This is a genomic window from Nocardia sp. NPDC049935 (genome assembly GCF_055586645.1).
This window is the reverse complement of sequence record NZ_JBVJHV010000011.1, coordinates 90,858-113,921: the sequence shown is the minus strand read 5'-3', so window position 1 is coordinate 113,921 and position 23,064 is coordinate 90,858. Positions and strand designations below refer to the sequence as shown.

Here is a 23,064-nt window from a genome sequence, read left to right as displayed (position 1 = left end):
GTGAACGAACGAACGTGCCCCCGAGGCGGTTTCGGACCCGCTAGCCGAAGACCAGCCGCAGCACCGCGATGGTGCCGACCACCACGATCACCGCGCGCAGCGCGATCGGCGGCAACCGCCGGCCCACCCCGGCACCCAGCTGACCTCCGATGATGGAACCCGCCGCGATCAACCCGACCACCCGCCAGTCGATCTCGGCGACCGCGATGAAGATGGCCGCGGACAGCGCGTTCACCAGTAGCGCGAGCACATTCTTCACCGCGTTGAGACGCTGTATGTCCTCATGGACGAAGACTCCGAGCAACCCGAGCAGCAGTACCCCCTGGGCCGCGCCGAAGTAGCCGCCGTAGATACCGGTCCCGAAGATCGCGGCGAGCAGCAGCGGGCCGCCGTGCGCGGGCGTGCTGTCGGATTCACGCTGGCGCTCCCGGACCCAGGCCGCGAGCCGCGGCTGCAACACCACCAGCACCAGCGCGGCGATGATGAGCACCGGGACGATGGCGGCGAACGCCCCCTCCGGCAGGGTGAGCAGCAGCACCGCGCCGACCGCCGCGCCCAGCAGCGATGCCGCGCTGTAGCGCAGCAGCCGGGCCCGCTGCCCCGCCAGCTCCCGCCGGTAGCCGATCACCCCGCTGAGCGAACCCGGTACCAGTCCGACGGTGTTGGAGACGTTCGCGGTGACCGGCGGCAGACCCACCGCGAGCAGAACCGGGAAGGTGATGAGGGTGCCCGAGCCGACGACGGCGTTGATACCCCCCGCGGCGATACCCGCGGCGAAGACGGCCACCATTTCCAGCCACGTCATGCTCGATCCTCGACCTCCCCGGACCCGCACCCGCCGGTCCGCACCCCGGCGACGCTAACGGTCGGCGCCCGCACCCCGACGACGGGCCCGCCGAACCGGGGTGCCCCGGTACCCGGACCTCGGCCGATCCGCCGGGCGGGGCCGGCCGATAGTGAAACGTCGGCCCTCCGGACGCTCTTGTCAGGGCCGTGGACAGAGGAGGTAGACTCGCACGGGTCATGCAGCGGGCACTTCTTCTCAGCCGCCGCGACGGGGTCTGATCGGACCGGCATCCCGTCGCGGGGTTCCGCCGCGCCGGTCGACCCGATTCGGGAAAACAATCTCACTCACGGAGAAATCAATGTCACCCGCTGACGCCTTCGTATCCGGCACGCGCACCATCACCGCGCCTGCCAAGCCCGCGCCCGCCGACCAGCCCGCGTGGAACAAACAGAAGAACTCCTCGCTGCCCGTCTTCCGGTACCGGCCGTTCGCCGAAGAGGTGGAGCCGGTGGTGCTGCCCGACCGCACCTGGCCCGACAAGGTCATCGACCGGGCCCCGGCCTGGTGCGCGGTCGACCTGCGCGACGGCAACCAGGCCCTGATCGACCCGATGAGCCCGGCCCGTAAACGCCGCATGTTCGACCTGCTGGTGCGGATGGGTTACAAGGAGATCGAGGTCGGTTTCCCCTCGGCCAGCCAGACCGACTACGACTTCGTCCGCGAGATCATCGAAGACGGCGCCGTCCCCGACGACGTCAGCATCCAGGTGCTGACCCAGTGCCGCCCGGAACTGATCGAGCGCACCTTCCAGGCCTGCGCGGGCGCCGCCAACGTGATCGTGCACTTCTACAACTCGACCTCCATCCTGCAGCGCCGGGTGGTCTTCCGCGCCGACCGCGAGGCCGTGCGCAAGATCGCCACCGACGCCGCGCGGTTGTGTCTGGAGACCGAGAAGCGCTACCCCGATACCAACTGGCGCTACGAATACAGCCCCGAGTCGTATACCGGCACCGAGCTGGAATACGCCAAGGAGGTCTGCGACGCGGTCTCCGAGATCATCGCGCCGACGCCGGACAAGCCGCTGATCATCAACCTGCCGGCCACCGTCGAGATGGCGACACCCAACGTGTACGCCGATTCGATCGAGTGGATGCACCGCAACCTGGCCCGGCGTGACTCCATCGTGCTGTCGCTGCACCCGCACAACGACCGCGGTACCGCGGTCGCCGCGGCGGAGCTGGGCTATCAGGCCGGCGCCGACCGGATCGAGGGCTGCCTGTTCGGCAACGGCGAGCGCACCGGCAACGTCTGCCTGGTGACCCTGGGAATGAATATGTTCTCCCAGGGTGTGGACCCGCAGATCAACTTCTCCGATATCGACGAGATCCGCCGCACGGTCGAATACTGCAACCAGCTGCCGGTCCACGAACGCCACCCCTACGGCGGCGATCTGGTCTACACCGCGTTCTCCGGCAGCCATCAGGACGCGATCAACAAGGGCCTGGACGCGATGAAGGCGGCCGCGGACGCCGCCGAGACCGATGTCGCCGATATGACCTGGGAGGTCCCGTACCTGCCGATCGACCCGAAGGATGTCGGCCGCACCTACGAGGCGGTGATCCGGGTCAACTCGCAATCCGGTAAGGGCGGTGTGGCCTACATCATGAAAACCGATCACGGCCTGGCGCTCCCGCGCCGGCTGCAGATCGAGTTCTCACAGGCCATCCAGCAGGTCACCGACGGCGAGGGCGGCGAGGTCTCACCCAAGGCCATGTGGGATGTCTTCGCCGAGGAGTACCTGACCCCGATCCGGCCGCTGGAGCGGATGCGGCAGCGGGTGACCGCGGCCGAGACCGACGGCGGCACCGATTCGATCACCGCGGTGGTCAAGGTGGACGGGGTCGAACAGGAGATCACCGGTAGCGGCAACGGACCGCTGGCGGCGTTCGTCGACGCCATCGCGACGGTCGGATACCAGGTGGAGGTGCTCGATTATTCCGAGCACGCCTTGTCCGCCGGGGACGACGCCCAGGCCGCGGCCTATGTGGAATGCGCGATCGGCGACCGGGTGGTCTGGGGTGTCGGTATCGCCACCTCGATCACCACCGCCTCCCTGCGGGCGGTCGTTTCGGCGGTGAACCGGGCCGCCGGTAGCTGACCGGGAAGGCTCTCGCGGCCGCCGTCCTCGCCTCGCGCGGGGGCGGCGGCCGTCTGCTGTCTCCACCACGGTGCGCGACACCTGCACCTGCTAGCGTTGGTCACGACGCCAGCCGCCGAGCTCTCTGCTCGAAAATCCCGAGCAGATGGGGGAACTGTGACTACTGACGAACACGACCCGACTTCCCAGCCCTGGCTCCCGAGTCGACCGGCGGATACCGCCGGCGGTGGCGGCGAACCGGATCCCGTGCCGCCCACCGAGACCGCGCGCGATGAGGCAGCGTCCGTCCCGGCGGCCGAAACCGGCCTTCCCGCCGGAGAGAATTCCGCCGACAACGAGCCGTCCGCGGCCGGACCCGTCGACGATGCCGCGAAAACCGAGGCGGAAAACCCCGGTACCGGCGATTCCGACGGACCGGCACCGACTTCCGGCGGCCCCGAAGGATCGTGGGACTCCGGTCTCGACGCGAAGGCCGAACCCGGATCCGGCGAGCCGTGGGGGTCCGCCCCCGAATCGCAGCCCGTGCCGGGCCCCGCCGGGGCCTGGGCACCCGGACCGGACGGGCCGCCCCCGGCCGAGGGCCAGTGGGCGCCCGGTCCCGGCGGACAGTTCTCGCCCGCACCGGGGCAGTTCGCTCCCGGCGGTCCGGCCGGCGCCGAGTGGGACCAGCAGAACGGTTTCGCCCCACCACCCCAGGGCGGCAACGGGATCCCCTACGGCGCCCCGGCCGAGCAGTTCACCCCCGCCGCGCCCGGTCAGTTCACCGCGCCCGGGGCCGAGCAGTTCCCGCAGCAGTACGGCAGCGGCCAGTTCCCGCAGCCGGATCCGAACCAGTACCCGGCGGGACCGCACGGGAGTGGGCAATTCGCCCAACCCGACCCGAACCAGTTCCAGGACCCGGGCAACGCCTACGGCGGCGGCCAATTCGCGCAGCCGGGCCAGTTCCAGGCGCCGGGGCCGGGCCAATTCGACCAGCAGATCGACCCGTTCCAGGTGCCCGGACCCGATCTGTCGGCGACGCCGGGCAGCGGACAGTTCCCGCAGCCGGACCCCGGCCAGTACGCGGGCAGGCCGAATTCGGAGGCCCCCGGGGCCGCCCCGAGTTCGGCCGGCAGCTCGCCGTACAACCAGGTGCCCGGCGCGGATCAGCAGCAGCCCGGATACCCATCGGCCGGCGCCCCGGAACCGGGGCCGGCACCCGCTCCGGACGCCGAACCCGGCGGCCCGATCTACAGTTGGGCGCCGCCGCCGATGCCGGCCCCGCCCCCCGTGCCCCAGCAGCAGTTCCAGCAGGCACCGCCGCCGCCGATGGGCAACCACAACCCGCCGACCGGCCAGTTCCAGCAGCCGAATTGGGGCGCGCCGGGCCAGCAGCCGCCCGCGCAGCAGCAGCAACCGCAGCAGTTCGGCCAGCCGGGTCAGCAGCAGCCGGGCCAGTTCCAGCCGGGGCAGCCGGGCCAGTTCCAGCCGCGGCAGATGCCCGAACCCGGCCAGCTCGGTAACTCGGTCAACGATCTCAACCTGCTCAAACGGGCCCGCAAGGCCCCGCGCGGCGGCTGGCGCAAAGCGGTGCACAAGGTCTCCCGGGGCGCCATCAACCCCGGTGAATCGGCCGCCGATGTAGTGCACCGCGATCTGGTCGGCCGGGTGAACGCACCGGTCTACGGGGATTTCCGGATCGCGATCCTCTCCCTCAAGGGCGGTGTCGGTAAAACCACCACCACCGTCGGGCTGGGCGCCACCTTCGCTTCGCTGCGCGGTGACCGGGTGATCGCCATCGACGCCAACCCCGACCTGGGCACCCTGGCCCACCGGGTGCCGCGGCAGACCCGCTCCACCGTGCGCAACCTGCTGGAAGACCAGAACATCACGCGCTATTCGGATGTGCGGGCGCATACCTCCCAGTCGCCGAGCCGGCTGGAGGTGCTGGCCAGCGAACAGGATCCGGCGGTGTCGGAGGCGTTCAGCGAGGCCGACTACCGGCGGGCCATCGGCATCCTGCAGTCGTTCTACAACATCATCCTCACCGACTGCGGTACCGGACTGATGCATTCGGCGATGTCCGGAGTGCTGGATATGGCGAGTTCGCTGGTCCTGGTGACCTCCCCCGCCATCGACGGCGCCCGCAGCGCCTCGGCCACTCTGGACTGGCTGGATTACCACGGCTATTCGCATCTGGTGCAGCAGACCGTGGTGGTCGTCAACGCCTCCCGGCGTGGCTCCACCTCGGTCAACCTGGACCATCTGCGCCGGTTGTTCCTGGACCGCACCCGCGCCGTGCAGGTCGTGCCGTTCGACGATCATCTGGCGGAAGGCGCGGAGATCGACCTGGAACTGGTGAGCAAGCCGACCCGGCAGGCACTGCTGGAACTCGCGGCGATGGTCGCCGACGATTTCGCCAATGTGGACGGCTACCCGTACGGCAACCGCTACTGATCGAGCGCGGGCGGCGGTTCGGCGGTGACCTGCCGGGCCGCCACCGCGAACGAGTCCAGTACCGCGGCGATGGCGGGACGGTGGTCGGCCCGGGGCCGGGTCACCAGATCGTAGAGCCGGGCCGCCCGCACCCCGGACAGCCGCAACTGGGACAAGCCGGGATGGGTGACGACGTAGCGGGGCATCAGCGCCACCCCGTACCCGGCGGCGACCAGGGTCTCGATCATCCGGAAATCGTTGAGGCGCTGGACGATACGGGGTTCCACGCCGGTGACGGTGGCGATCGAGCGCAAGACGTCGTCGACCGGGAAACCGCCGCGGACGCTCAACCACGCTTCCTCGGCGAGTTCGGCCGCCGAGACCTCGGTCCGGCCGGCCAGTGGATGGTCGGGGGCCACCAGGACATCGATGGGCTCGCGCATGAGCACTCGCGAACTGATCCGGGGTCCGGCCACCGGAGCGGCCCGTTCGTCGCGGTGGGTCAGCACGATGTCGTAGTCGGCGAGCAGGGCGGGTGTCTCGTGCGGGGGGACGTCCTCGTCGCCCGCGACGATCTCCACCCCGCTCCCGGCCATCGCCGGCAGCACATGCGGTAGCAGCAGCGCGCCGCCGGAGGGGAACACACCGACCCGCACCTGGCCTCGCGGCGAGCCGCGATAGTGGGCCATCTCGGCCACCGCGCGATCGAGCGCGGCGAGCACTTCGTCCGCCCGGACCACCAGCGCGTGGCCCGCGTCGGTGAGCCGCACCCGGCGGCCGCTGGGTTCGAGCAGTGTGACGCCGGCCTCCCGGGTCAGGACCTTGAGTTGCTGTGAGACCGCCGACGGTGTGAGGGACAGCGCGGCGGCGACCGCGCCGATGGTGCCGCGATCGGCGAATTCGCGCAGGATACGCAGGCGTTCCACGGACAGGGAGGAATACGCGCCGACCATTAAGCAATACTAAATCATTACTCCATAACAATTCGATTGTGCTCACCGATCAATACATCCCACGATTAACGGGTGACCTACCGTGACCGCGCACTCGCCCTGACCGTCATCCTGCTGTGGGGCCTGAACTTCCTTGCCATCCGCGTGGGACTCGACCATCTGCCGCCGTTCTTCTTCGCCACGCTGCGGTTCGCGGTGATCGCGGTCCCGGTGGTGCTGTTCGTACCGCGCCCGGCGGTGCGGATGCGCTGGATCCTGCTCTACGGCGCCGGGTTCGGCATGCTGCAATTCGCCTTCCTGTTCACCGCGATGCGGGTGGGCATGCCCACCGGGCTCGCATCACTGGTACTGCAGTCCTCGGCGCCGTTCACCGTGCTGCTGGGCGCGGTACTGCTGCGGGAGCGGTTGCGGCCGGTGCAGATCGCGGGACTGCTGGTGGCGGTCTCGGGAATGGCCATCATCGGCTGGAATCAATTCGCCCACGCCGCACTGCTTCCGGTCCTGCTCACGCTGGCCGCCGGGCTCGGCTGGGCGTTCGGCAACATCGGCGCCCGCCAGGCCACCGTGGAATCACCGGGTATCAACCCCCTGCATCTGACCCTGTGGATCACCGCGGTCCCGGTGCTCCCGCTCTTCGCGCTGTCGGCGCTGTGGGAAGGTCCGGCGACCGGGATCCGCGCGCTCGCCGATACCTTCACCGCCGACGGCTGGCCCGCGCTGGTGGCCCTGGCCTACATCGTGGTACTCGGGACCGTGGTCGGGTCGGGGGTGTGGACCTACCTGATGAGCCGCTATCCCGCCGGAAGCGTCGCGCCGCTGTCGCTGCTGGTGCCGGTGGTCGGCTTCACGGCCGCGTGGGTCTTCCTCGGCGAAACGCCCGCGCCGGCGAGTCTCGTCGGCGGTGCGGTGGTCATCGCCGGCGCGTTCACGGCCACCGCGACGGCCCGCCGGGCTCCCGCCGCGACCCCCGGGGCCGACGCGGAACCGGCGCCCGACACGGCCGCGGCGACCGTCCCGCCGCGGACCCGTGCAGACCTTCCGGAGACCGTGCCCGCCGCCCGGATCGTGTCCGGCGACGAACGCGCGCGGGTCGCGGTGCGCTGAAAACCTGCCGGTAATTCGCTCGGCCGGTGCGCCGGACCGCGCACGCCCCGTTAGAGTATGGCCCGTTCGCCACAGCTAACCGGGTATAGGCAGTAGACGACATGACTGAATATCGGTGGCCCGCGCCGGGCACCGCAGGGGTATCGGATCGACCGGCAGGCGCCATCGGGGGCCGCGACCTCTCGCGCCGCACGATGCTACGGGCCGGTGCGGCGGCGGGGATCGGGGCGATGGCGGCCGGATCGCTACCGGCGGCCACCGGTCGTGCGGCGCCCGGAGCCCGGGTCGCCGTCCTCGGCGGCGGCGTTGCCGGGCTGACCGCCGCCCACGAACTCGCCGAACGCGGCTTCCAGGTCACCGTCTACGAACGGCGCGCCCTCGGCGGGAAGGCCCGCAGTATGCCGGTGCCGGGGACCGCGGCCGGTGGCCGCCCCGATCTGCCCGGCGAACACGGTTTCCGCTTCTTTCCGGGTTTCTACCAGCACATTCCCGATACGATGCGGCGAATCCCGTTCGGCGGGAACGCCAACGGCGTCTGGGACAACCTGATGGGCGTCCCCGATGCCCGGTTCGCCCGGGCCGACGCCGACGATATCCGCGCCCCCCTGGGTTTCGGCCGGATGGACGCCGCCACCCCCGCGGGGATGCGGGAGAGCGTCGCCTCGGTGATCTCCACCACGTTGAAGATGCCGCCCGAGGAGGGCCTGTTCTTCGCGAACCGGCTGCTGGTCTTCAACACCAGTTGCGACGCCCGCCGCCTGGGGCAGTGGGAACACACGTCCTGGTCGGATTTCGTGGGCGCGCACGCGCGGTCGCACGAATTCCGCGCGCTGGTTTCCCGGACGCTCACCAGCCTGCTGGTGGCGGCCAAGGACGAATTGGCCAGTGTGCGGACCATCGGGTCGATGGGTGAGCAGTTCCTCGGCAACCCGATGCAGATCGGCAACGACGGTGATCTGGACCGGGTGCTCAACGGCCCGACGAATACCGCGTGGATCGATCCCTGGGTCGCGCGGCTGCGCGAACTGGGTGTGCGTTTCGAACTCGGCGCCGAGGTCCGCGGGCTGGAAGTGCGGGACCGGCGGATCACCGGCGCCCGGATCGTCTCCGCCGGTGCGCAGGACACCGTCACCGCCGATCATTTCGTGGTCGCGCTCCCCGCCGAACGGGCCCGTGAACTGTGGAATGCCGATATCCTCGCGGCCTGGCCGCAACTGGCCGCGATGAGCCGGCTGGTCACCGACTGGATGAGCGGTATCCAGTTCTACCTGCGCAGCCGTCCCGACCTGGGCGCCGGTCACGCCGCCTATATCGACTCCCCCTGGTCGCTCACCTCGATCGCGCAGAACGCCCTGTGGGCGCGGAAACTGGACGAGTACGGTGACGGCACGGTCCAGGACTGCCTGTCGGTGGATATCTCCGACTGGAACACCCCCGGCATCCTGTTCGGCAAAACCGCCAAGGAGTGCACCCATGAGGAGATCGCCAAGGAGACCTGGGCGCAGATCCGCGCGCATCTCAACGACCGGGAGGAAATACTGCGCGACGCCGATCTGCACTCCTGGTTCCTGGACCCCGGTATCAGCTGGAACGCCGAACGCGGCGAGAACGCCAACGCCGACCCGCTGCTGATCAACACCGCGGGCTCGTGGGAGTTGCGGCCGGAGGCGCACGGCGGGGTCGAGAACCTGTATCTGGCGGGCGATTACGTACGCACCGGTATCGACCTCGCCACCATGGAGGGCGCCAACGAATCGGCCCGCGCCGCGGTGAACGCGCTACTCGACGTCACCGGTTCCGACGCTCCCCGCTGCCGGACCTTCACCCTCTGGCGCGCCCCGGAACTGGAACCGTTCCGCCTCGCCGACGCCGACGCCTACGCCGCCGGACGCCCCAACGCCTTCGATATCGCGCTCTGACGGTGTTTCCCACAATGGAGAACGACGACGGGGTCCGGGGCACCGGCGTTTCGGCTACAGTCCGGGCACCCGAGTCACGCTAGGACTCGGGTCGCCGACCACCACCGGGGCTTCTCGCAGAGGGCAATGCGTTCGTGATCGCCAGAGCACTGGCAGATATCCACCGGCGCGTTTCGGGCGATCTCGCTGCGATTTTCACGCATGAGGCAGTCGCCTACCGGCATCGCACCGGAGTGTTGTCCAACAACATGAGAAGCGGGTCGGGAACCATCGACGGCCTCGACCGGATCTGGACCCGCAATCTCCTGCCGGCAGATCAGTTCAGGCAATTTCCGAGCCCCAGCGATCGCGCCCTCCAGTTGTTGGAACGCCAGGGATCGATCCCCCGTGGGACCGGCCGGGCCGTCTACTGGCATGAGCTGAGTCGTGACACCTCCGAACTCGCGCCGCACGAACTGGAAACCCTCAGACATCTGACAGCCATCAACCGCAGACTGGACGAAATCGCGGCAGCCCGTGGGATCGACCCCACGCGGTTCCGCGCCGAGATCACCGCTGATCTCCGGACACTTGTCACCGGCAAACGCATAGCGATACGGGTGAGGCCCGAGGTTCTGACCGCTGTTCTGCACGACGGGCGTTTCAAGACTCGATTCGAAACCGGGAACTCGGCCGGTGGCACCAAGGACGCGGGGCGCGCTCAACTGGAGCGGACCTGGTTCGGCTACGACGCCGACAATCTGCCCGATCATTTACGCCCGGTATACGGATATGTGATGGTGAACGGCGAGCGGGTGGCGGCAACCGGGCCCAACGGCCTCGGCTGGTGGGAGCGACTGGAAGATTCCAAGTGGGCATTGGGAATCGGTAGCCCGGATATGCTCAGCGCGTACGGCGAGGTGCAGGTGGTCCTCAAATCCGATATCGCGCAACGGACCACGTTCACCGTGGGCGACAGCTGGAATTATCGAGAATCGACCTTTCCCTCTCATATCCTGAACCCGCAACCCGAGTCGTACAACGCCCTGCAACCACCGCTCGCATCGCGTGCCGAGCCCGGGGGCCTGTACCCATCGGAACTCCCGCTTCTGACTGTGGACCGGCAATACGAATCGACCTGGTTCGCGTCCTCGGACTTCGTGGAAGCACAGGTCCACGGCGGGGTGAGCGTGCGCGATATCGATCACGTGCTGCTGCCCGGGGAGCCGGCACCCGAGCTCCGCGGCGCTCTCGACGAAGCCGGCACGTCATGGCGGGTATTCGACAACGAGACCATCGCCCGCGAAGGCAGCCCGGCCGAACGGGAGACGGCGCGCGAACAGTTGATCGAACAGCGACGCTGGATCGATCACCGAATCGAGGTCTACAAAGATATGACCGGCGCCGAACGCAATGCGGATCCGCACCTGGATACGGCCTATGAACGACGTAGCGAAATGGGCCGGGAAATCGAGCGGCACATCGGGACTCCGAACGGTGGTTCCCAACCGGGCACCGATACGTCCCCGGCTGTGTAGCCGGCACCGCCGGATACAGCCACCCGCTGTCCGGCTTCGGGTCGCGTGCTCGGCCGCGCCGAGTGTGGGCCGGTGCGACGGCTCATTAGACTGCCCGGCGTGGCAGAGATATCGGTGCGAGGGCGGATCGCCCTCGGGGTGGCCGGCGCGGCGGCGTGGGCCTCCCGGAAGGCGGGCCGCGGTAACGGGTCGATGATCGGCGGGCTGCTCGCGCTGAAAGTGGATCCCGGGATCATGACGCAGCTGGGCCGCGGGCGGCGCAGCGTGCTGATCACCGGCACCAACGGCAAGTCGACCACCACCCGGATGACCACCGCCGCGTTGAGCACCCTGGGTGCGGTCGCGACGCAGGCCGACGGCGCGAATATGGACGCCGGTATCGTCTCGGCGCTCAATGTGCACCGGACGGCGCCGCTGGCGGCCATCGAGGTCGACGAACTGCACCTGCCGCATGTCACCGACGCGCTGCGGCCCGAAGCGGTGGTTCTGCTGAACCTGAGCCGGGACCAGCTCGACCGGGTCGGCGAGATCAATATGATCGAACGCCGGCTGCGCTCGGGCCTGGCCCGGCACCCCGACACCGTGGTCATCGCCAACTGTGACGACGTACTGGTCACCTCCATCGCCTACGACCATCCGAATGTGGTGTGGGTCGCGGCGGGCAGCGGCTGGGCCATGGACGCCACCAGCTGTCCGCGCAGCGGCGAGCCGATTCTGTGGGAGTGCACGCACTGGTACAGCACCGGCGCCGATTTCTCCCGGCCGCAACCGGATTGGTGGCTCGACGGCGACAAACTCTGCGGTCCCGACGGGGTCCGGATCCCGCTGCGGCTCGCGCTGCCCGGCCGGGCGAACCGCGGCAACGCCGCACAGGCGGTGGCCGCCGCGGTCGCCATGGGCGCGGAGGTGGAACAGGCCTGCGCCGCGACCGGCACCGTCCAGGAGATCGCGGGCCGGTACCGCACGGTGCAGGTCGGCGAGCACGCCGCCCGGCTGCTGCTGGCCAAGAACCCGGCCGGCTGGCAGGAAGCGCTGTCGATGATCGACCACAGCGCGGCGGGGCTGGTGATCGCGGTGAACGGCCAGGTGCCCGACGGCGAGGATCTGTCCTGGCTGTGGGACGTCCGCTTCGAGCATTTCGAGGATGTCCAGGTGGTGGCCGCCGGTGAGCGCGCCACCGATCTGGCGGTGCGGCTGACCTACGCCGGGGTGGAGCACACCACCGTCGCCGACCCGCTGCGGGCCATCGCGTCCTGCCCGGCGGGGCAGGTCGAGGTACTGGCCAACTACACCGCGTTCCGCGATCTGAACCGTGACCTCCAGGAGCGGGCGAAATGAGTGACTCGACGGTCCGTATCGGGCTGGTCCTGCCCGATGTCATGGGCACCTACGGCGACGGCGGCAACGCGCTGGTCCTGCGGCAGCGGCTGCGGCTGCGCGATATCGATGCCGAGATCGTGGAGATCACGCTGCCCGATCCGGTGCCGGACTCGCTGGATATCTACACCCTCGGCGGCGCCGAGGATTCGGCCCAGCGGCTGGCCACCCGCCATCTGCTGCGGTTCCCGGGCCTGCAGACCGCGGCCGGGCGCGGCGCCCCCGTGCTGGCGATCTGCGCGGCCATCCAGGTCCTCGGCCGGTGGTACGAGACCTCCAGCGGTGAACGCGTGGAGGGGGTGGGCCTGCTGGACGCCACCACCTCCCCGCAGCAGACCCGCGCCATCGGCGAGGTGACGACGAACCCCCTGCTCGCCGGGCTGTCCGCGCCGCTCACCGGCTTCGAGAACCATCGCGGCGGCACCAGCCTGGGCGCGGACGCCACCGGCCTGGCCCGGGTGACCCGCGGCGTCGGCAACGGGGTGGGTGACGGTCTGGAAGGTGTGGTGCAGGGTTCGGTGCTGGGCACGTATATGCACGGCCCCGCGCTGGCCCGTAACCCCGAACTGGCCGACCATCTGCTGTGCCGCGCGCTCGGTGTGGACTCGCTGCCCGCGCTGGAGCTGCCCGAGGTGGACCAGTTGCGCCGCGAACGCCTGCGCGCCTGATGAGTTACGACCATGTACTGCTGCCCTCGGGAGTCGCCTCGACCCCCGAGGAGGTCGACGCCTACCTCGCCGCCCAGCGCGGACAGCCGGAAACGGCCGAGGTCGCGGCGCTGGCCGAGGAACTGAACGCGCGCAACGCCGACCTTCCGGAATCGGATACTTTCCTCAGCGTGTCACCGCTGGGCGGCAACCCGACCGGCTCGGTGCTGCAGGTGCCCAGCCCCTACGACGCCATCGGTTTCGTCCGTGACCTGCTGTTCCGGCTCGCCACACCGCGCGACTACGCGGTCTACGACCCCCAGCTGACCTGGTTGATGGACCCGGCCGGGCATATCCCGGTGACCGTGACCCACGGTGGGGCCGGAGAGTTCCCCTATCTGACCGAGGCGCTGGCGCACCGGTGGGTGAGCGAACTGGCGGACCCGAACCCGTATCTCATCGTGGAGCGGGCACCGGAACGCTATATCCAGACCTACCGCCGCTCCCCGGACGATTTCACCGTCGAATACCGCGACGGCGGGCCCGACCGGCATTTCGCGGCCGAGGTGCCGGGACCGGCGACGGTCGCCGAGCTGATCTGGGACTGGACCCGCGAAGACGGCACCCGGATCGACCGGGTGCCGTGGCAGCGCCTGGAACTGTGACCGCGTAGCGGTTACAGTGCGCGCCGGCCCGAGAAGGCCCGGCCCAGGGTCAGTTCGTCGGCGAATTCGAGATCCCCGCCCATGGGCAGGCCGGAGGCGAGGCGGGTCACCGTGAGACCGGGGAAATCGCGCAGCATCCGCACCAGGTAGGTGGCGGTGGCCTCGCCCTCGGTATTCGGATCGGTCGCGATGATCACCTCGGTGACGTCCACGCCGTCGTCCTGGTTACCGATGCGGGTCAGCAGTTCCCGGATACGCAACTGTTCCGGGCCCACCCCGCTCAGCGGATCCAGGGCCCCGCCCAGAACGTGGTACCGGCCCCGGAACTCCCGGGTGCGCTCGATCGCCGGCACATCCTTGGGTTCCTCGACCACGCAGATCATGCTCCGATCCCGGCGCGGGTCGGCGCAGATCCGGCACAGGTCGCCGTCGGCTACGGTGCCGCACTGGGCGCAGAACCGGACACCCTCGCGGATCTTCTGCAGTACCGCCTGCAACCGGTCGAGTTCCGGTGGTTCCACCCGGAGCAGGTGGAAGGCGATCCGCTGGGCGCTCTTGGGCCCTACACCGGGCAGTTTGCCCAGCTCGTCGATGAGATCCTGAACCGGACCCTCGTACACCGCGTGACCCCGGAGTGGTCAGAAACCGGGCAGGCCGGGCGCACCGCCGGCCAGCGGGCCGAGCCGCTGCGCGGCCAGTTCCTGGGCGTTGGCCATCGCGTCGTTGACGGCGCCGATCACCAGATCCTGCAGGGTCTCGACATCCTGGGGATCGACGGCCTTGGGGTCGATGGTCAGCGCCAGCACCTCACCGGTCGCCTTGATGGTGACCCGGACCAGGCCGTTACCGGCCTGCCCCTCCACCTCCGCGGCGGCGATCTCGGCCTGGGCGGCCATCACCTGCTCCTGCATCTGCTGTGCCTGCTGGAGCAACTGCTGCATATCGAACTGACCTTCGGGCTGCACGGCATTCCTCTCTGGGGGACGGGATCACATTTCAGCCTAGACCGCCGCCATTCCGGAAACCGCCGCCCCACACCCACCTAGAATTTCGGACCTAACGGTCATTTTGGTCCCGCGTTACCGAGCCCTCCCTGGAGACACCGTGTTCAAGGCGTATCTGCCCGCCGCGCTGATCGTCGCAGTCGCCGTACTGCCCGGGGCCGCCGCCCACGCCGACCCCGTACCGGTCGCCGATTACGGCAACGGCTGCGTGATCGATCCGGCCGATCCCGCCCGCACCGTCGATTCCCTGCGGTTCCGGTGCACCGCCGCGCAGGCCAACACGATCTACTCCGCCGCCGAGGCCGGTACGGTGCCCTCCGGGGTGAAGAACGGCTGGGTCACCGCGACCTCGATGATCGAACCGATCGCGCCCGCGTTCTGGGTCGGGAAAACCTTCTACACCGGACCGGACGGCGGCCGGTTGATGAACCGGGTGACCGGCGCCGGTATCGAGGGCTGGCCGGCGAACGTCTTCCGCGGGCCGTCGCGTATCGACGGCAAGACCACGTGGGCGCTGGATTACGCGCCCGCCGTCACGCCCCAGGTCTACGACGAGATCCGTGAGGTCACGCCGGGGATCTGGCTGGGCTATTCCTGGTGGCGCGGCGCGCTGCAGACGCCGTTGCTGCTGTCGTTCGTACTCGCCTGAGCCCGACTTGTCGGTGGGCCCGGCCAAGATACGCGGACCCCACTCTTCCGAGGACAGGAACCCTTCCATGGCACCGACCATCGCCGCCACCACCTACGACTGTGACAACCCGGCAGCGCTCGCGGATTTCTACTCGAAACTGCTCGACCACCCCGCCGATCCGGTGGATCCCGGCGCCGCCGATTTCTACGCCACGGTCGGCCGGGAGTCCGGGATGACCCCGCCGCTGATGTTCCTCAAGGTGCCGGACAAGACCCCGGGCAAGAATTCGATCCACCTGGATCTGACGGCCACGGATCTGCGGGCCGAGGTCGAACGCGCCATCGCCCTGGGCGCCCGGCACGTGGGGGATTTCAACGAGTTCGGCCTGAACTGGACCACCCTCGCCGATCCCGAGGGCAACCTCTTCGATATCGCCGAGCACGACTGAGCGCACCGGCGGCCGTCCGGACGCCCGGCGCCGGACCGGTGCGGCGAGCGACCCGCCGCCGCACCGGTCCGCCCTGTCAGGCGAGTTCGCGTTTCAGGTTGCCCAGCACCTCGTCCTGGATCTTGCGCAGACCCAGGGGAGCGAAGATGCCCTCGAAAATGCCCTTGATCCCGCCGGCGCCCTGCCAGACGGTGTCCAGGGTCACCAGCGAACCGCTACCGGCCGGGGTGATGGTCCAGGTGCTGACGAGAGTGGAATTGGCGTCCTTCTCGGTGACCACGTGATCGGCCACGGTGACCTGGGCGCGGATATTGCGCACCCGGCTCTCGGTGGCCTGCAGCGTCCATTCGGCGACGGTTCCGTCGCCCTGGCCGCCCTCGACCACCTTGTAATCGCGGTAATGCGCCGAGAGAATCTTCGGGCGCACCTCCGTGTAATCGGTGACCGCCGCCAGCGTGCGCTGCGGGTCTGCGGCGACCTCGATCGAGCTGCCGGCTTTGACCTGTCCCACGGTGAACTCCTATCCGGATACGTTGTGACAGCCCCATCCTGCTGTGTACACGGCGCGCTGTCGCGTGCGGGGCGGGAACGGAATCCAGACAATTCCGAAAAATACCGTCAAGCACCGTGAACACTCCGACGAACGCGATGCAACGGATATGTGACATTTCGCCCTCGGCGCTCCCCCCGCTGTGGCAGATCGAGACCGAGTAGGACTAGCGTCTAACCGTGGCAATGAGTCTGTTGGGGAAGGCCGGCCACAATCCGGCCGCAGTTGAATCCGGTTTCGCCGCATATCGGGCAGGTGTGGAACGCCTGCTCGCGAGTTACCGTGCCATCCCGGCGGGCGCCGATGTCCGGCTTGCCAAGAAAACCTCGAACCTGTTCCGGGCCCGGGCGAAGAACACCGCGCCCGGATTGGACGTATCCGGACTCACCCGGGTCATCGAAGTCGATCCCACCGCCAAAACGGCCGAGGTCGCGGGAATGACCACCTACGAGGATCTGGTCGCCGCGACGCTGCCGTACGGCCTGGCCCCACTGGTGGTGCCGCAGCTCAAGACCATCACCCTGGGCGGCGCGGTCACCGGGCTCGGGATCGAATCGACCTCCTTCCGCAACGGCCTGCCGCATGAATCGGTGCTGGAGATGGAGGTGCTCACCGGCGCCGGCGAGCTGGTCACCATCACCCCGGACGGGGCGACCGGGGATCTCTTCCGCGGTTTCCCGAACTCCTACGGCACCCTGGGGTACACGACCCGGCTGAAGATCGAACTGGAGCCGGTGCGGCCCTATGTGGCATTGCGTCATCTGCGATTCCACGACCTGCGCGAACTCGAGGCCACCCTGGACAGGATCGTGCGCGAGCGCGCCCACGACGGGGAAACCGTCGACTATCTGGACGGTGTCGTCTTCAGCGCGGACGAGAGCTATCTGACGCTGGGCCGCCAGACCGACGAACCCGGCCCGGTCAGCGATTACACCGGGATGGATATCTACTACCGCTCCCTGCAGCACGACGGCCCGGAGCCGAAACGGGACCGTCTCACCATCCACGACTACCTCTGGCGCTGGGATACCGACTGGTTCTGGTGCTCACGCGCCTTCGGAACCCAGAATCCGAAGATCCGCCGGTTCTGGCCGAAACGCTATCGGCGCAGCAGTTTCTACTGGAAGCTGATCGCGCTGGACCACCGATACAACATCGGCGACAAGCTCGCCGCCCGCAAGGGGGATCCACCGCAGGAGCGGGTGGTGCAGGATATCGAAGTGCCGGTGGAGCGCACCGCGGATTTCGTGGAATGGTTCCTGCGCGAAATACCCATCGAACCGATCTGGTTGTGCCCGTTGCGGCTGCGCGATACCGGAAACCCCGGTGACGAGCGGCCGTGGCCGCTGTATCCGCTGCGACCCGAGCGCACCTACGTCAACATAGGTTTCTGGTCGGCCGTTCCCAAAACGGCCGGGCAGATAGATGGCGCGGCGAATCGTGCCATCGAGAAAACCGTCACAGAATTCGACGGACACAAATCCCTGTACTCGGATTCGTTCTACGAGCCCGAGGAATTCGCCGCCCTCTACGGCGGTGACAGCTACACAGAATTGAAGAAACGCTACGATCCCGGCCAGCGCCTGCTGGATCTGTATTCGAAGGCGGTGCAACGCAGATGACGACATTCAAGGACAGATCCGACGCTTTCGCGGACCTGGGCACCCGGCTCAGTATCGCCGAGGTGGTCGAAGCCCTGGTCGACGGCGATGTTCCCATCAAGCTGACCGCATACGACGGCAGCACCACCGGTCCCGTGGACTCCGAGTTCGCACTCGAGATCCGCAATCCGCGTGGTATCAACTACCTCGCCAACGCCCCGGGTGACCTCGGTATGGCGCGGGCCTACATATCCGGCGATATGGACGCCGCCGGAGTCCACCCCGGCGATCCGTACGCCATCCTCGCGGCCATGACGGACCTGAAGTTCAAACGTCCGTCGGCGCTGTCGCTGGTGGCCATCGCCCGCTCGCTGGGCTGGGAGCGGCTGCGCCCGGTTCCGCCGCCGCCGCAGGAGACCCTGCCCCGGTGGCGCCGGATCGCGCTGGAGGGCCTCCGCCACTCCAAGACCCGCGACGCCGAGGTCATCCACCATCACTACGACGTCTCGAACACCTTCTACGAGTACGTCCTCGGACCGTCCATGACCTACACCTGCGCCTGTTACGGCGACCGGGACTGGTCGCTGGAGCAGGCCCAGGAGAACAAGTACCGGCTGGTGTTCGAGAAGCTGCGGCTGAAGGAAGGCGATCGCCTGCTCGATATCGGCTGCGGCTGGGGCGGTATGGTCCGCTACGCCGCCAAGCGCGGTGTCCGGGTCATCGGCGCCACGCTGTCGGCCGAACAGGCGGCCTGGGCGCAGGGCAAGATCGCCGAGGAAGGACTCGGCGAACTCGCCGAGGTACGGCATTCGGACTACCGCGATATCGCCGAGACCGATTTCGACGCGGTGTCCTCGATCGGGCTCACCGAGCACATCGGGGTCCAGAACTACCCGTACTACTTCCGGTTCATCCAGAGCAAGCTGCGCGACGGCGGCCTGTTCCTCAACCACTGCATCACCCGGCACGACAACACCCGCACCACCAAGGCCGGCGATTTCATCGACCGCTACGTGTTCCCGGACGGCGAGCTGATCGGCTCCGGGCGCATCATCAGCGAGATCCAGAACGTCGGGCTCGAGGTGGTGCACGAGGAGAACCTGCGTGAGCACTACGCGCTGACCCTCGCCGAATGGTGCAAGAACCTGGTGGCCAACTGGGATGCCTGCGTGGCCGAGGCGGGCGAGGGCACGGCCAAGGTCTGGGGCCTGTACATGGCGGGCAGCCGGCTGGGATTCGAACGCAATGTCGTGCAGCTGCATCAGGTGCTCGGCGTGAAACTCGGCCCCGGCAAACTCCCGGAGGTACCGCTGCGCCCCTGGTGGCAGCCCTAGCCTCCCTCAGCTGAGCAGGTCGTCGAGGAACCGGATGGGGACTCGCGTCCCGCTCAGGGTGCGGACCGCGTCGGTTCCGTCCGGCGCGGTCAGCGGCAGATCGTCACGCAGTACGCGCAGGATCTCGAGTACGGCCGGCCCCGCGTCCAGCAGGGGCCGGCTCCACCCGAGTCCGGCGCAGGTGGCGACCGCGGGCGCCAGCAACGCCGCGGCCTCCCCCACCCAGCCCGCGGCGGCCAGGCATTCGGTGAGCAGCAGCGACATATCGAGCTCGGCCCGGGGCCTGCCCTGATCCCGGGTGCGGCTCTGCAGTGCCCGGGCGTGCCGGGCCGCGCGTTCGTCCTCGTCCCGGCTACCGGTGGCGAGCAATTCCCGGATGGTGGCGACCTCGCCCGCTTCCAGGGTCAGGGCCGTCGGCGGTTCGGCCGCCGCACCCGGCTCACCGGCCGGGACCAGACCACGGGCGGTGCTGCCGCCGTGGAACGGCGCGGCATCGGGCGGCAGCACACCCAGCCGGACCTGTTCCGCGCGGACCTGCGCGCCCAGCCGGCCGAGCTGATTGTCGGCGGCGATACGCGCCCCTTCGGCGAGCCGCACCGTGGCCGCCGGAAGGTCGCCGCGCAGGGCCTTCACCCGGGCGCCGGTGACGATGGTCGCGATCAGGGATTCGATCGGCCCGACCCGGGCCACCAGCTGGTAGCTCTCGTCCAGCAATTCCTCGGCCGCGACCAGATCGCCGCGCCGGTATTGGAGTTCACCGAGCAGCCCGGCCGCGGCGCGTACTCCGTTGGACCGCGGACCCGCCCGCTTCCGCGCGACCTCGTGGGCCCGCCGGTAGGCGTCGAGGGCCGCCGGGATATCGAGCTGTTCGTAGGCGATCAGTCCCCGTCCGCACCAGGCGAAGATCTCGCCGAGCGGCTCCCGCGACCGTTCCTGGTACGGCCGCGCCCATTCGAGCATTTCGGCCGCCGCCGGGAAATCGAATTCGCAGATCTGCACGTAGGCGTGGATATTGGCCGCGGTGGCCACCGTCCAGGCCGGGAGTTCGTCCGGATGCCGCAGCGATTCGGCCACGCGCTCCTGCACTCCGGCGGAGCGGTCGTGGGAGATCTCGTCGGCCGCGGCGAGCACCTCGGCCTGGCACCGCTGCCGGCGCACCTCGGAATCGTCCTCGGTACTGCGTGACAGCGCGTTCGACAACCGGTTCAGCGCCGACCGCGCGGCGGTGGACTGCTGCAGGTTCACATTCGCCCGCGCGACCGCCATCAGCAGTTTCGACCGCGAGGCCACCTGCTGCACCGGCAGTTTCGACACCGAACCCAGCAGGGTCGCCACCCGGGAACCGTCGATCAGATCCATACCGCCGCTCTCCAGCAGGTCGAGGGCGGTTTTGAAATCGGTACCGGCCAGCGAATGATCCACCGACTTACGCAGCAGCTGATGTTCGGCGTACCAGCGGGCGGCCCGCCGGTGCAGGGTCCGCGTCCGCCCGGTGCGTGTACGGTCCAGGCGCGCCCGCAGGTATTCGGCGAACAGCGGCTGCATCCGGTACCAGTCGGTGTCCTCATCGGTGCGGCGCAGGAACAGTTCCCGCCGTTCGGCCTGTTCGAGCAGTTGCGCGGCCTGCTCGTTCCCGGTGAGCGCGGCGGCCAGCGACGCGTTGACCTCCTCGGCGACCGAGATATCGGAGAGGAAGTCCAGCATCTCCGGTTCGAGCGAATCCAGCACGTTCTCGGCCAGATACTCGCGGATACCGTGCCCGCCCTCGGACAACCGGGCCAGCAGCCGGGTGGGATCGGGGTCGTCGCGCAGGGCCAGGGCGATGAGCTGGATGGCGGCGGGCCAGCCGTCGGTGGCCGAATACAGCTTGTCCAGCTGGTCGGAATCGAGATCGAACCCGTTGCGCTGGACCAGGATCTCCCCTACCTCGGCGCGGGTGAGGCGCAGCTGTTCGGAATCGAGCTGCACCAGTTCGTCGTTCACCCGCATCCGGCCGATCGGCAGATCGGAGGCGTCGCGGCTGGTCACCACGAACCGCAGGTGGTGGCAGCCGCTGTCCAGCAGCGAGGACAGCACCCGCAGCGCACCCGGGTCGGTGAGGCGATGCCAGTCGTCGATGATCACCACCACCGGCTCCCGGCTGGTGTGCAGTTCGTCGATGAGGCTGGATACCGCGTAGGCGACGGTATCGGCCGGGCGTTCCTCGAGCATCTGCCCGAGCCCGGCGCCGATATCGGGACGGACCCGGTGGATGGCCTCGATCAGATGCGCCAGGAACCAGACCTCGTTGTCGTCACCGCTGTCGATACCGATCCAGGCCGCCGGGAGGTCCAGCACCGCCAGTTCGTCACGCCACTGCGCGGCCAGCACGCTCTTGCCGAATCCGGCGGGCGCGTGGATCACCGTCAGCCGCCGTTCCACCCCGCGCCGCAGGATATCCAGCAACCGCGGCCGGCGTACCGGTTCCCGGGGCGTACTCGGCGGCCGGAACTTGGTGGCCGGACTCGGCGGCAGCGTCGTCGGACCCGATACCCAGGCGCCGCCGGTGGCGCGCGGTCCGGGACCGTGGTGACCGAGCCGCGGACCGGTCACGCCCAGTCGTCCACCCTCGGGTGTCCGCGCCGCCGTGCTCCCGCGCGGACCCTCGACCCCCGACGGTGCGGGCGCCACGGGCGCGGCGCCGCCGAGCAGCGCACTACGCGAACCCGACTGTGTGGGATGCAGCAGCGGCCAGCTGCGGCGCGCGGTCACCGACGGACGGTCATGCGGCGCCGCCACCGCGTCCAGTCCGGTGACCTCGGGATCCAGCAGCGCCATCTCGTCGGGGACCTGCCCGTGGGCACTCTGCACCGCGCGCAGCATCTCGCCGAACTCGTAGGCCGATTCCGGGCGGTCGGCCGGATCCTGGGCCATGGCCTCTTCGATCACCGATGCCACATCGGCGGGGATGTCCTGTTCGCGCAGATCGGGGACCGGCTGGGTGGTGATGCGCAGGAACTGCGCGACCACCCGCTCGCCCGCCTGCCGCTCGAACGCCGCATGGCCGGTGAGCAGTGCGAACAGGGTCGCGCCCAGCCCGTAGACATCCGAGCGGACCGTGGGGTCGGCGCCCTTGAGGACCTCGGGCGCGGTGAAGGCGGGTGAACCGGTGATCTGGCTGCTCGAAGTGCGGAAACCCCCGGGCATCCGGGCGATTCCGAAATCGGTGAGCTGCGGTTCTCCGTAGGAGCTGAGCAGCACGTTCGCCGGTTTCACGTCACGGTGCAGAATGCTGGTGCGATGCGCGCTCTCGATCGCGCCGGCCAGTTTCACCCCGGCTCGCAGCGTATCGGGCCAGCCGAGCGGGCCGTGGTCGTGCACGAGCCGTTCCAGCGACCCGTGCGTGGCGAACGGCATCACGATGAACGGCAGTCCGCTGGCGGTGACGTCGACCTGCAGGATATCGACGATATTGGGATGCCCGGACAGCCGGCCCATGGCATGTTCCTCGCGCAGGAACCGTTCCCGGCTCTCCGAGTCGAGATCGGAGGACAGCACCTTCACCGCGACCACCCGGTCCAATGCCCGCTGTACACACCGGTAGACGATGCCGAAACCGCCGCGCCCGATCTCCTGCGCCTCGGTGAAACCCATGGCCGCCAGTTCGGCGGCGATCTTCTCGGTCTCCTCGGCCCCGGCCCGGGCATCGGGCCCCGGAACGGCCATCGTGGGTTCGGGACCGGGCTTTCCGCGCTCGCCCGCTTCGGCCGCGGCGGCCTCGTCCGCGCGAACCTCGGCGGGCTCGCCGGTATCGGCGGCGACGTAGGCGACGTAGGCGTTCTCCGATTCGCGGCCCTCCGGGCCCGAACGCGCTCGTGGAGTCATCTCACCACCTCGCACTCGTAACGAATCGGCTGCGGCGGCCGGACCACCGCGATTCCGTTCCGGTCTTCCACTCCAACGTAGCGCGCCACA

General features: G+C 69.0%; 18 protein-coding genes. 12 read left to right on the top strand and 6 right to left on the bottom strand.

From position 1 onward, the window contains the following. Nucleotides 1–40: 40 nt before the first annotated feature. Complete coding sequence (locus tag ACZ6SF_RS31545; RefSeq protein WP_466067167.1) at nt 41–805, bottom strand: sulfite exporter TauE/SafE family protein; 765 nt, start codon at nt 803–805, stop codon at nt 41–43. 340 nt (nt 806–1,145) lie between these two features. Here ACZ6SF_RS31545 and leuA point away from each other — a divergent pair, with 340 nt between their 5' ends. Then, the gene (leuA, locus tag ACZ6SF_RS31540) at nt 1,146–2,945 is read left to right on the top strand and encodes a 2-isopropylmalate synthase (RefSeq protein WP_466067165.1); all 1,800 of its coding nucleotides are present in this window, start codon (nt 1,146–1,148) and stop codon (nt 2,943–2,945) included. Nucleotides 2,946–3,923: 978 nt separating this feature from the next. Then, on the top strand, nt 3,924–5,381 hold the full coding sequence (locus ACZ6SF_RS31535; protein WP_466067257.1) for a MinD/ParA family ATP-binding protein: 1,458 nt from the start codon (nt 3,924–3,926) through the stop codon (nt 5,379–5,381). Here the strand turns inward: ACZ6SF_RS31535 and ACZ6SF_RS31530 are convergent. Continuing rightward, nucleotides 5,375–6,292: a LysR family transcriptional regulator gene (locus ACZ6SF_RS31530; protein ID WP_466067255.1), complete on the bottom strand. Its 918-nt coding sequence runs from the start codon at nt 6,290–6,292 to the stop codon at nt 5,375–5,377. The two genes, ACZ6SF_RS31535 and ACZ6SF_RS31530, sit on opposite strands and share 7 nt — an antisense overlap. Nucleotides 6,293–6,385: 93 nt before the next feature. Here ACZ6SF_RS31530 and ACZ6SF_RS31525 point away from each other — a divergent pair, with 93 nt between their 5' ends. The 6 genes from ACZ6SF_RS31525 to ACZ6SF_RS31500 all read left to right on the top strand — a co-directional run bounded on the left by ACZ6SF_RS31525 (nt 6,386) and on the right by ACZ6SF_RS31500 (nt 13,542). Beyond that, nucleotides 6,386–7,417: an EamA family transporter gene (locus tag ACZ6SF_RS31525; protein ID WP_466067163.1), complete on the top strand. Its 1,032-nt coding sequence runs from the start codon at nt 6,386–6,388 to the stop codon at nt 7,415–7,417. 230 nt (nt 7,418–7,647) lie between these two features. Further along, nucleotides 7,648–9,336: a hydroxysqualene dehydroxylase gene (locus ACZ6SF_RS31520; protein WP_466067161.1), complete on the top strand. Its 1,689-nt coding sequence runs from the start codon at nt 7,648–7,650 to the stop codon at nt 9,334–9,336. A 134-nt stretch (nt 9,337–9,470) separates the two neighbouring features. Continuing rightward, the gene (locus tag ACZ6SF_RS31515; protein WP_466067159.1) at nt 9,471–10,853 is read left to right on the top strand and encodes a hypothetical protein; all 1,383 of its coding nucleotides are present in this window, start codon (nt 9,471–9,473) and stop codon (nt 10,851–10,853) included. A 99-nt stretch (nt 10,854–10,952) separates the two neighbouring features. Next, nucleotides 10,953–12,191, top strand: coding sequence for a DUF1727 domain-containing protein (locus ACZ6SF_RS31510; protein ID WP_466067157.1), 1,239 nt, complete (start codon nt 10,953–10,955; stop codon nt 12,189–12,191). Beyond that, on the top strand, nt 12,188–12,898 hold the full coding sequence (locus tag ACZ6SF_RS31505; RefSeq protein ID WP_466067156.1) for a type 1 glutamine amidotransferase: 711 nt from the start codon (nt 12,188–12,190) through the stop codon (nt 12,896–12,898). Before ACZ6SF_RS31510 ends, ACZ6SF_RS31505 begins: the two co-directional genes overlap by 4 nt. Then, complete coding sequence (locus tag ACZ6SF_RS31500) at nt 12,898–13,542, top strand: hypothetical protein (protein ID WP_466067154.1); 645 nt, start codon at nt 12,898–12,900, stop codon at nt 13,540–13,542. The genes ACZ6SF_RS31505 and ACZ6SF_RS31500 overlap by 1 nt, the downstream gene beginning before the upstream one ends. Before the next feature lie 11 nt (nt 13,543–13,553). On the opposite strand, the gene recR is transcribed toward ACZ6SF_RS31500, so the two are convergent. Further along, on the bottom strand, nt 13,554–14,162 hold the full coding sequence (gene recR / locus ACZ6SF_RS31495) for a recombination mediator RecR (protein WP_466067152.1): 609 nt from the start codon (nt 14,160–14,162) through the stop codon (nt 13,554–13,556). A gap of 18 nt (nt 14,163–14,180) precedes the next feature. Further along, nucleotides 14,181–14,507: a YbaB/EbfC family nucleoid-associated protein gene (locus ACZ6SF_RS31490; RefSeq protein ID WP_466067150.1), complete on the bottom strand. Its 327-nt coding sequence runs from the start codon at nt 14,505–14,507 to the stop codon at nt 14,181–14,183. Nucleotides 14,508–14,646: 139 nt separating this feature from the next. Between ACZ6SF_RS31490 and ACZ6SF_RS31485 the strand changes: the two genes are divergently transcribed. After that, entirely contained in the window at nt 14,647–15,195 is a 549-nt protein-coding gene (locus ACZ6SF_RS31485; RefSeq protein WP_466067148.1) for a hypothetical protein, read from the top strand. A gap of 67 nt (nt 15,196–15,262) precedes the next feature. Next, nucleotides 15,263–15,625, top strand: a complete 363-nt coding sequence (locus tag ACZ6SF_RS31480; protein ID WP_466067146.1) for a VOC family protein — start codon at nt 15,263–15,265, stop codon at nt 15,623–15,625. Between the two features lie 76 nt (nt 15,626–15,701). Here ACZ6SF_RS31480 and ACZ6SF_RS31475 read toward each other — a convergent pair whose 3' ends face one another. Continuing rightward, nucleotides 15,702–16,136 carry an SRPBCC family protein gene (locus ACZ6SF_RS31475; protein ID WP_466067144.1) on the bottom strand — a complete coding sequence of 145 codons (435 nt, stop codon included), beginning with the start codon at nt 16,134–16,136 and terminating at the stop codon, nt 15,702–15,704. Between the two features lie 224 nt (nt 16,137–16,360). Between ACZ6SF_RS31475 and ACZ6SF_RS31470 the strand changes: the two genes are divergently transcribed. Further along, entirely contained in the window at nt 16,361–17,797 is a 1,437-nt protein-coding gene (locus ACZ6SF_RS31470) for an FAD-binding oxidoreductase (RefSeq protein WP_466067253.1), read from the top strand. Continuing rightward, nucleotides 17,794–19,110 carry a class I SAM-dependent methyltransferase gene (locus ACZ6SF_RS31465; RefSeq protein ID WP_466067142.1) on the top strand — a complete coding sequence of 439 codons (1,317 nt, stop codon included), beginning with the start codon at nt 17,794–17,796 and terminating at the stop codon, nt 19,108–19,110. The genes ACZ6SF_RS31470 and ACZ6SF_RS31465 overlap by 4 nt, the downstream gene beginning before the upstream one ends. Before the next feature lie 6 nt (nt 19,111–19,116). Here the strand turns inward: ACZ6SF_RS31465 and ACZ6SF_RS31460 are convergent, their stop codons facing one another. Then, nucleotides 19,117–22,815 carry a protein kinase domain-containing protein gene (locus tag ACZ6SF_RS31460; protein ID WP_466067251.1) on the bottom strand — a complete coding sequence of 1,233 codons (3,699 nt, stop codon included), beginning with the start codon at nt 22,813–22,815 and terminating at the stop codon, nt 19,117–19,119. Between the last annotated feature and the right edge of the window lie 249 nt (nt 22,816–23,064).

What these genes read in the sequence shown, in the direction of transcription:
- ACZ6SF_RS31545 (WP_466067167.1), bottom strand. Translation starts at nt 805, where the DNA reads ATGACGTGGCTGGAAATGGTGGCCGTCTTCGCCGCGGGTATCGCCGCG.
- leuA (WP_466067165.1), top strand. Translation starts at nt 1,146, where the DNA reads ATGTCACCCGCTGACGCCTTCGTATCCGGCACGCGCACCATCACCGCG.
- ACZ6SF_RS31520 (WP_466067161.1), top strand. Translation starts at nt 7,648, where the DNA reads ATGGCGGCCGGATCGCTACCGGCGGCCACCGGTCGTGCGGCGCCCGGA.
- ACZ6SF_RS31505 (WP_466067156.1), top strand. Translation starts at nt 12,188, where the DNA reads ATGAGTGACTCGACGGTCCGTATCGGGCTGGTCCTGCCCGATGTCATG.
- ACZ6SF_RS31500 (WP_466067154.1), top strand. Translation starts at nt 12,898, where the DNA reads ATGAGTTACGACCATGTACTGCTGCCCTCGGGAGTCGCCTCGACCCCC.
- ACZ6SF_RS31480 (WP_466067146.1), top strand. Translation starts at nt 15,263, where the DNA reads ATGGCACCGACCATCGCCGCCACCACCTACGACTGTGACAACCCGGCA.
- ACZ6SF_RS31470 (WP_466067253.1), top strand. Translation starts at nt 16,361, where the DNA reads ATGAGTCTGTTGGGGAAGGCCGGCCACAATCCGGCCGCAGTTGAATCC.
- ACZ6SF_RS31465 (WP_466067142.1), top strand. Translation starts at nt 17,794, where the DNA reads ATGACGACATTCAAGGACAGATCCGACGCTTTCGCGGACCTGGGCACC.
- ACZ6SF_RS31460 (WP_466067251.1), bottom strand. Translation starts at nt 22,815, where the DNA reads ATGGCCGTTCCGGGGCCCGATGCCCGGGCCGGGGCCGAGGAGACCGAG.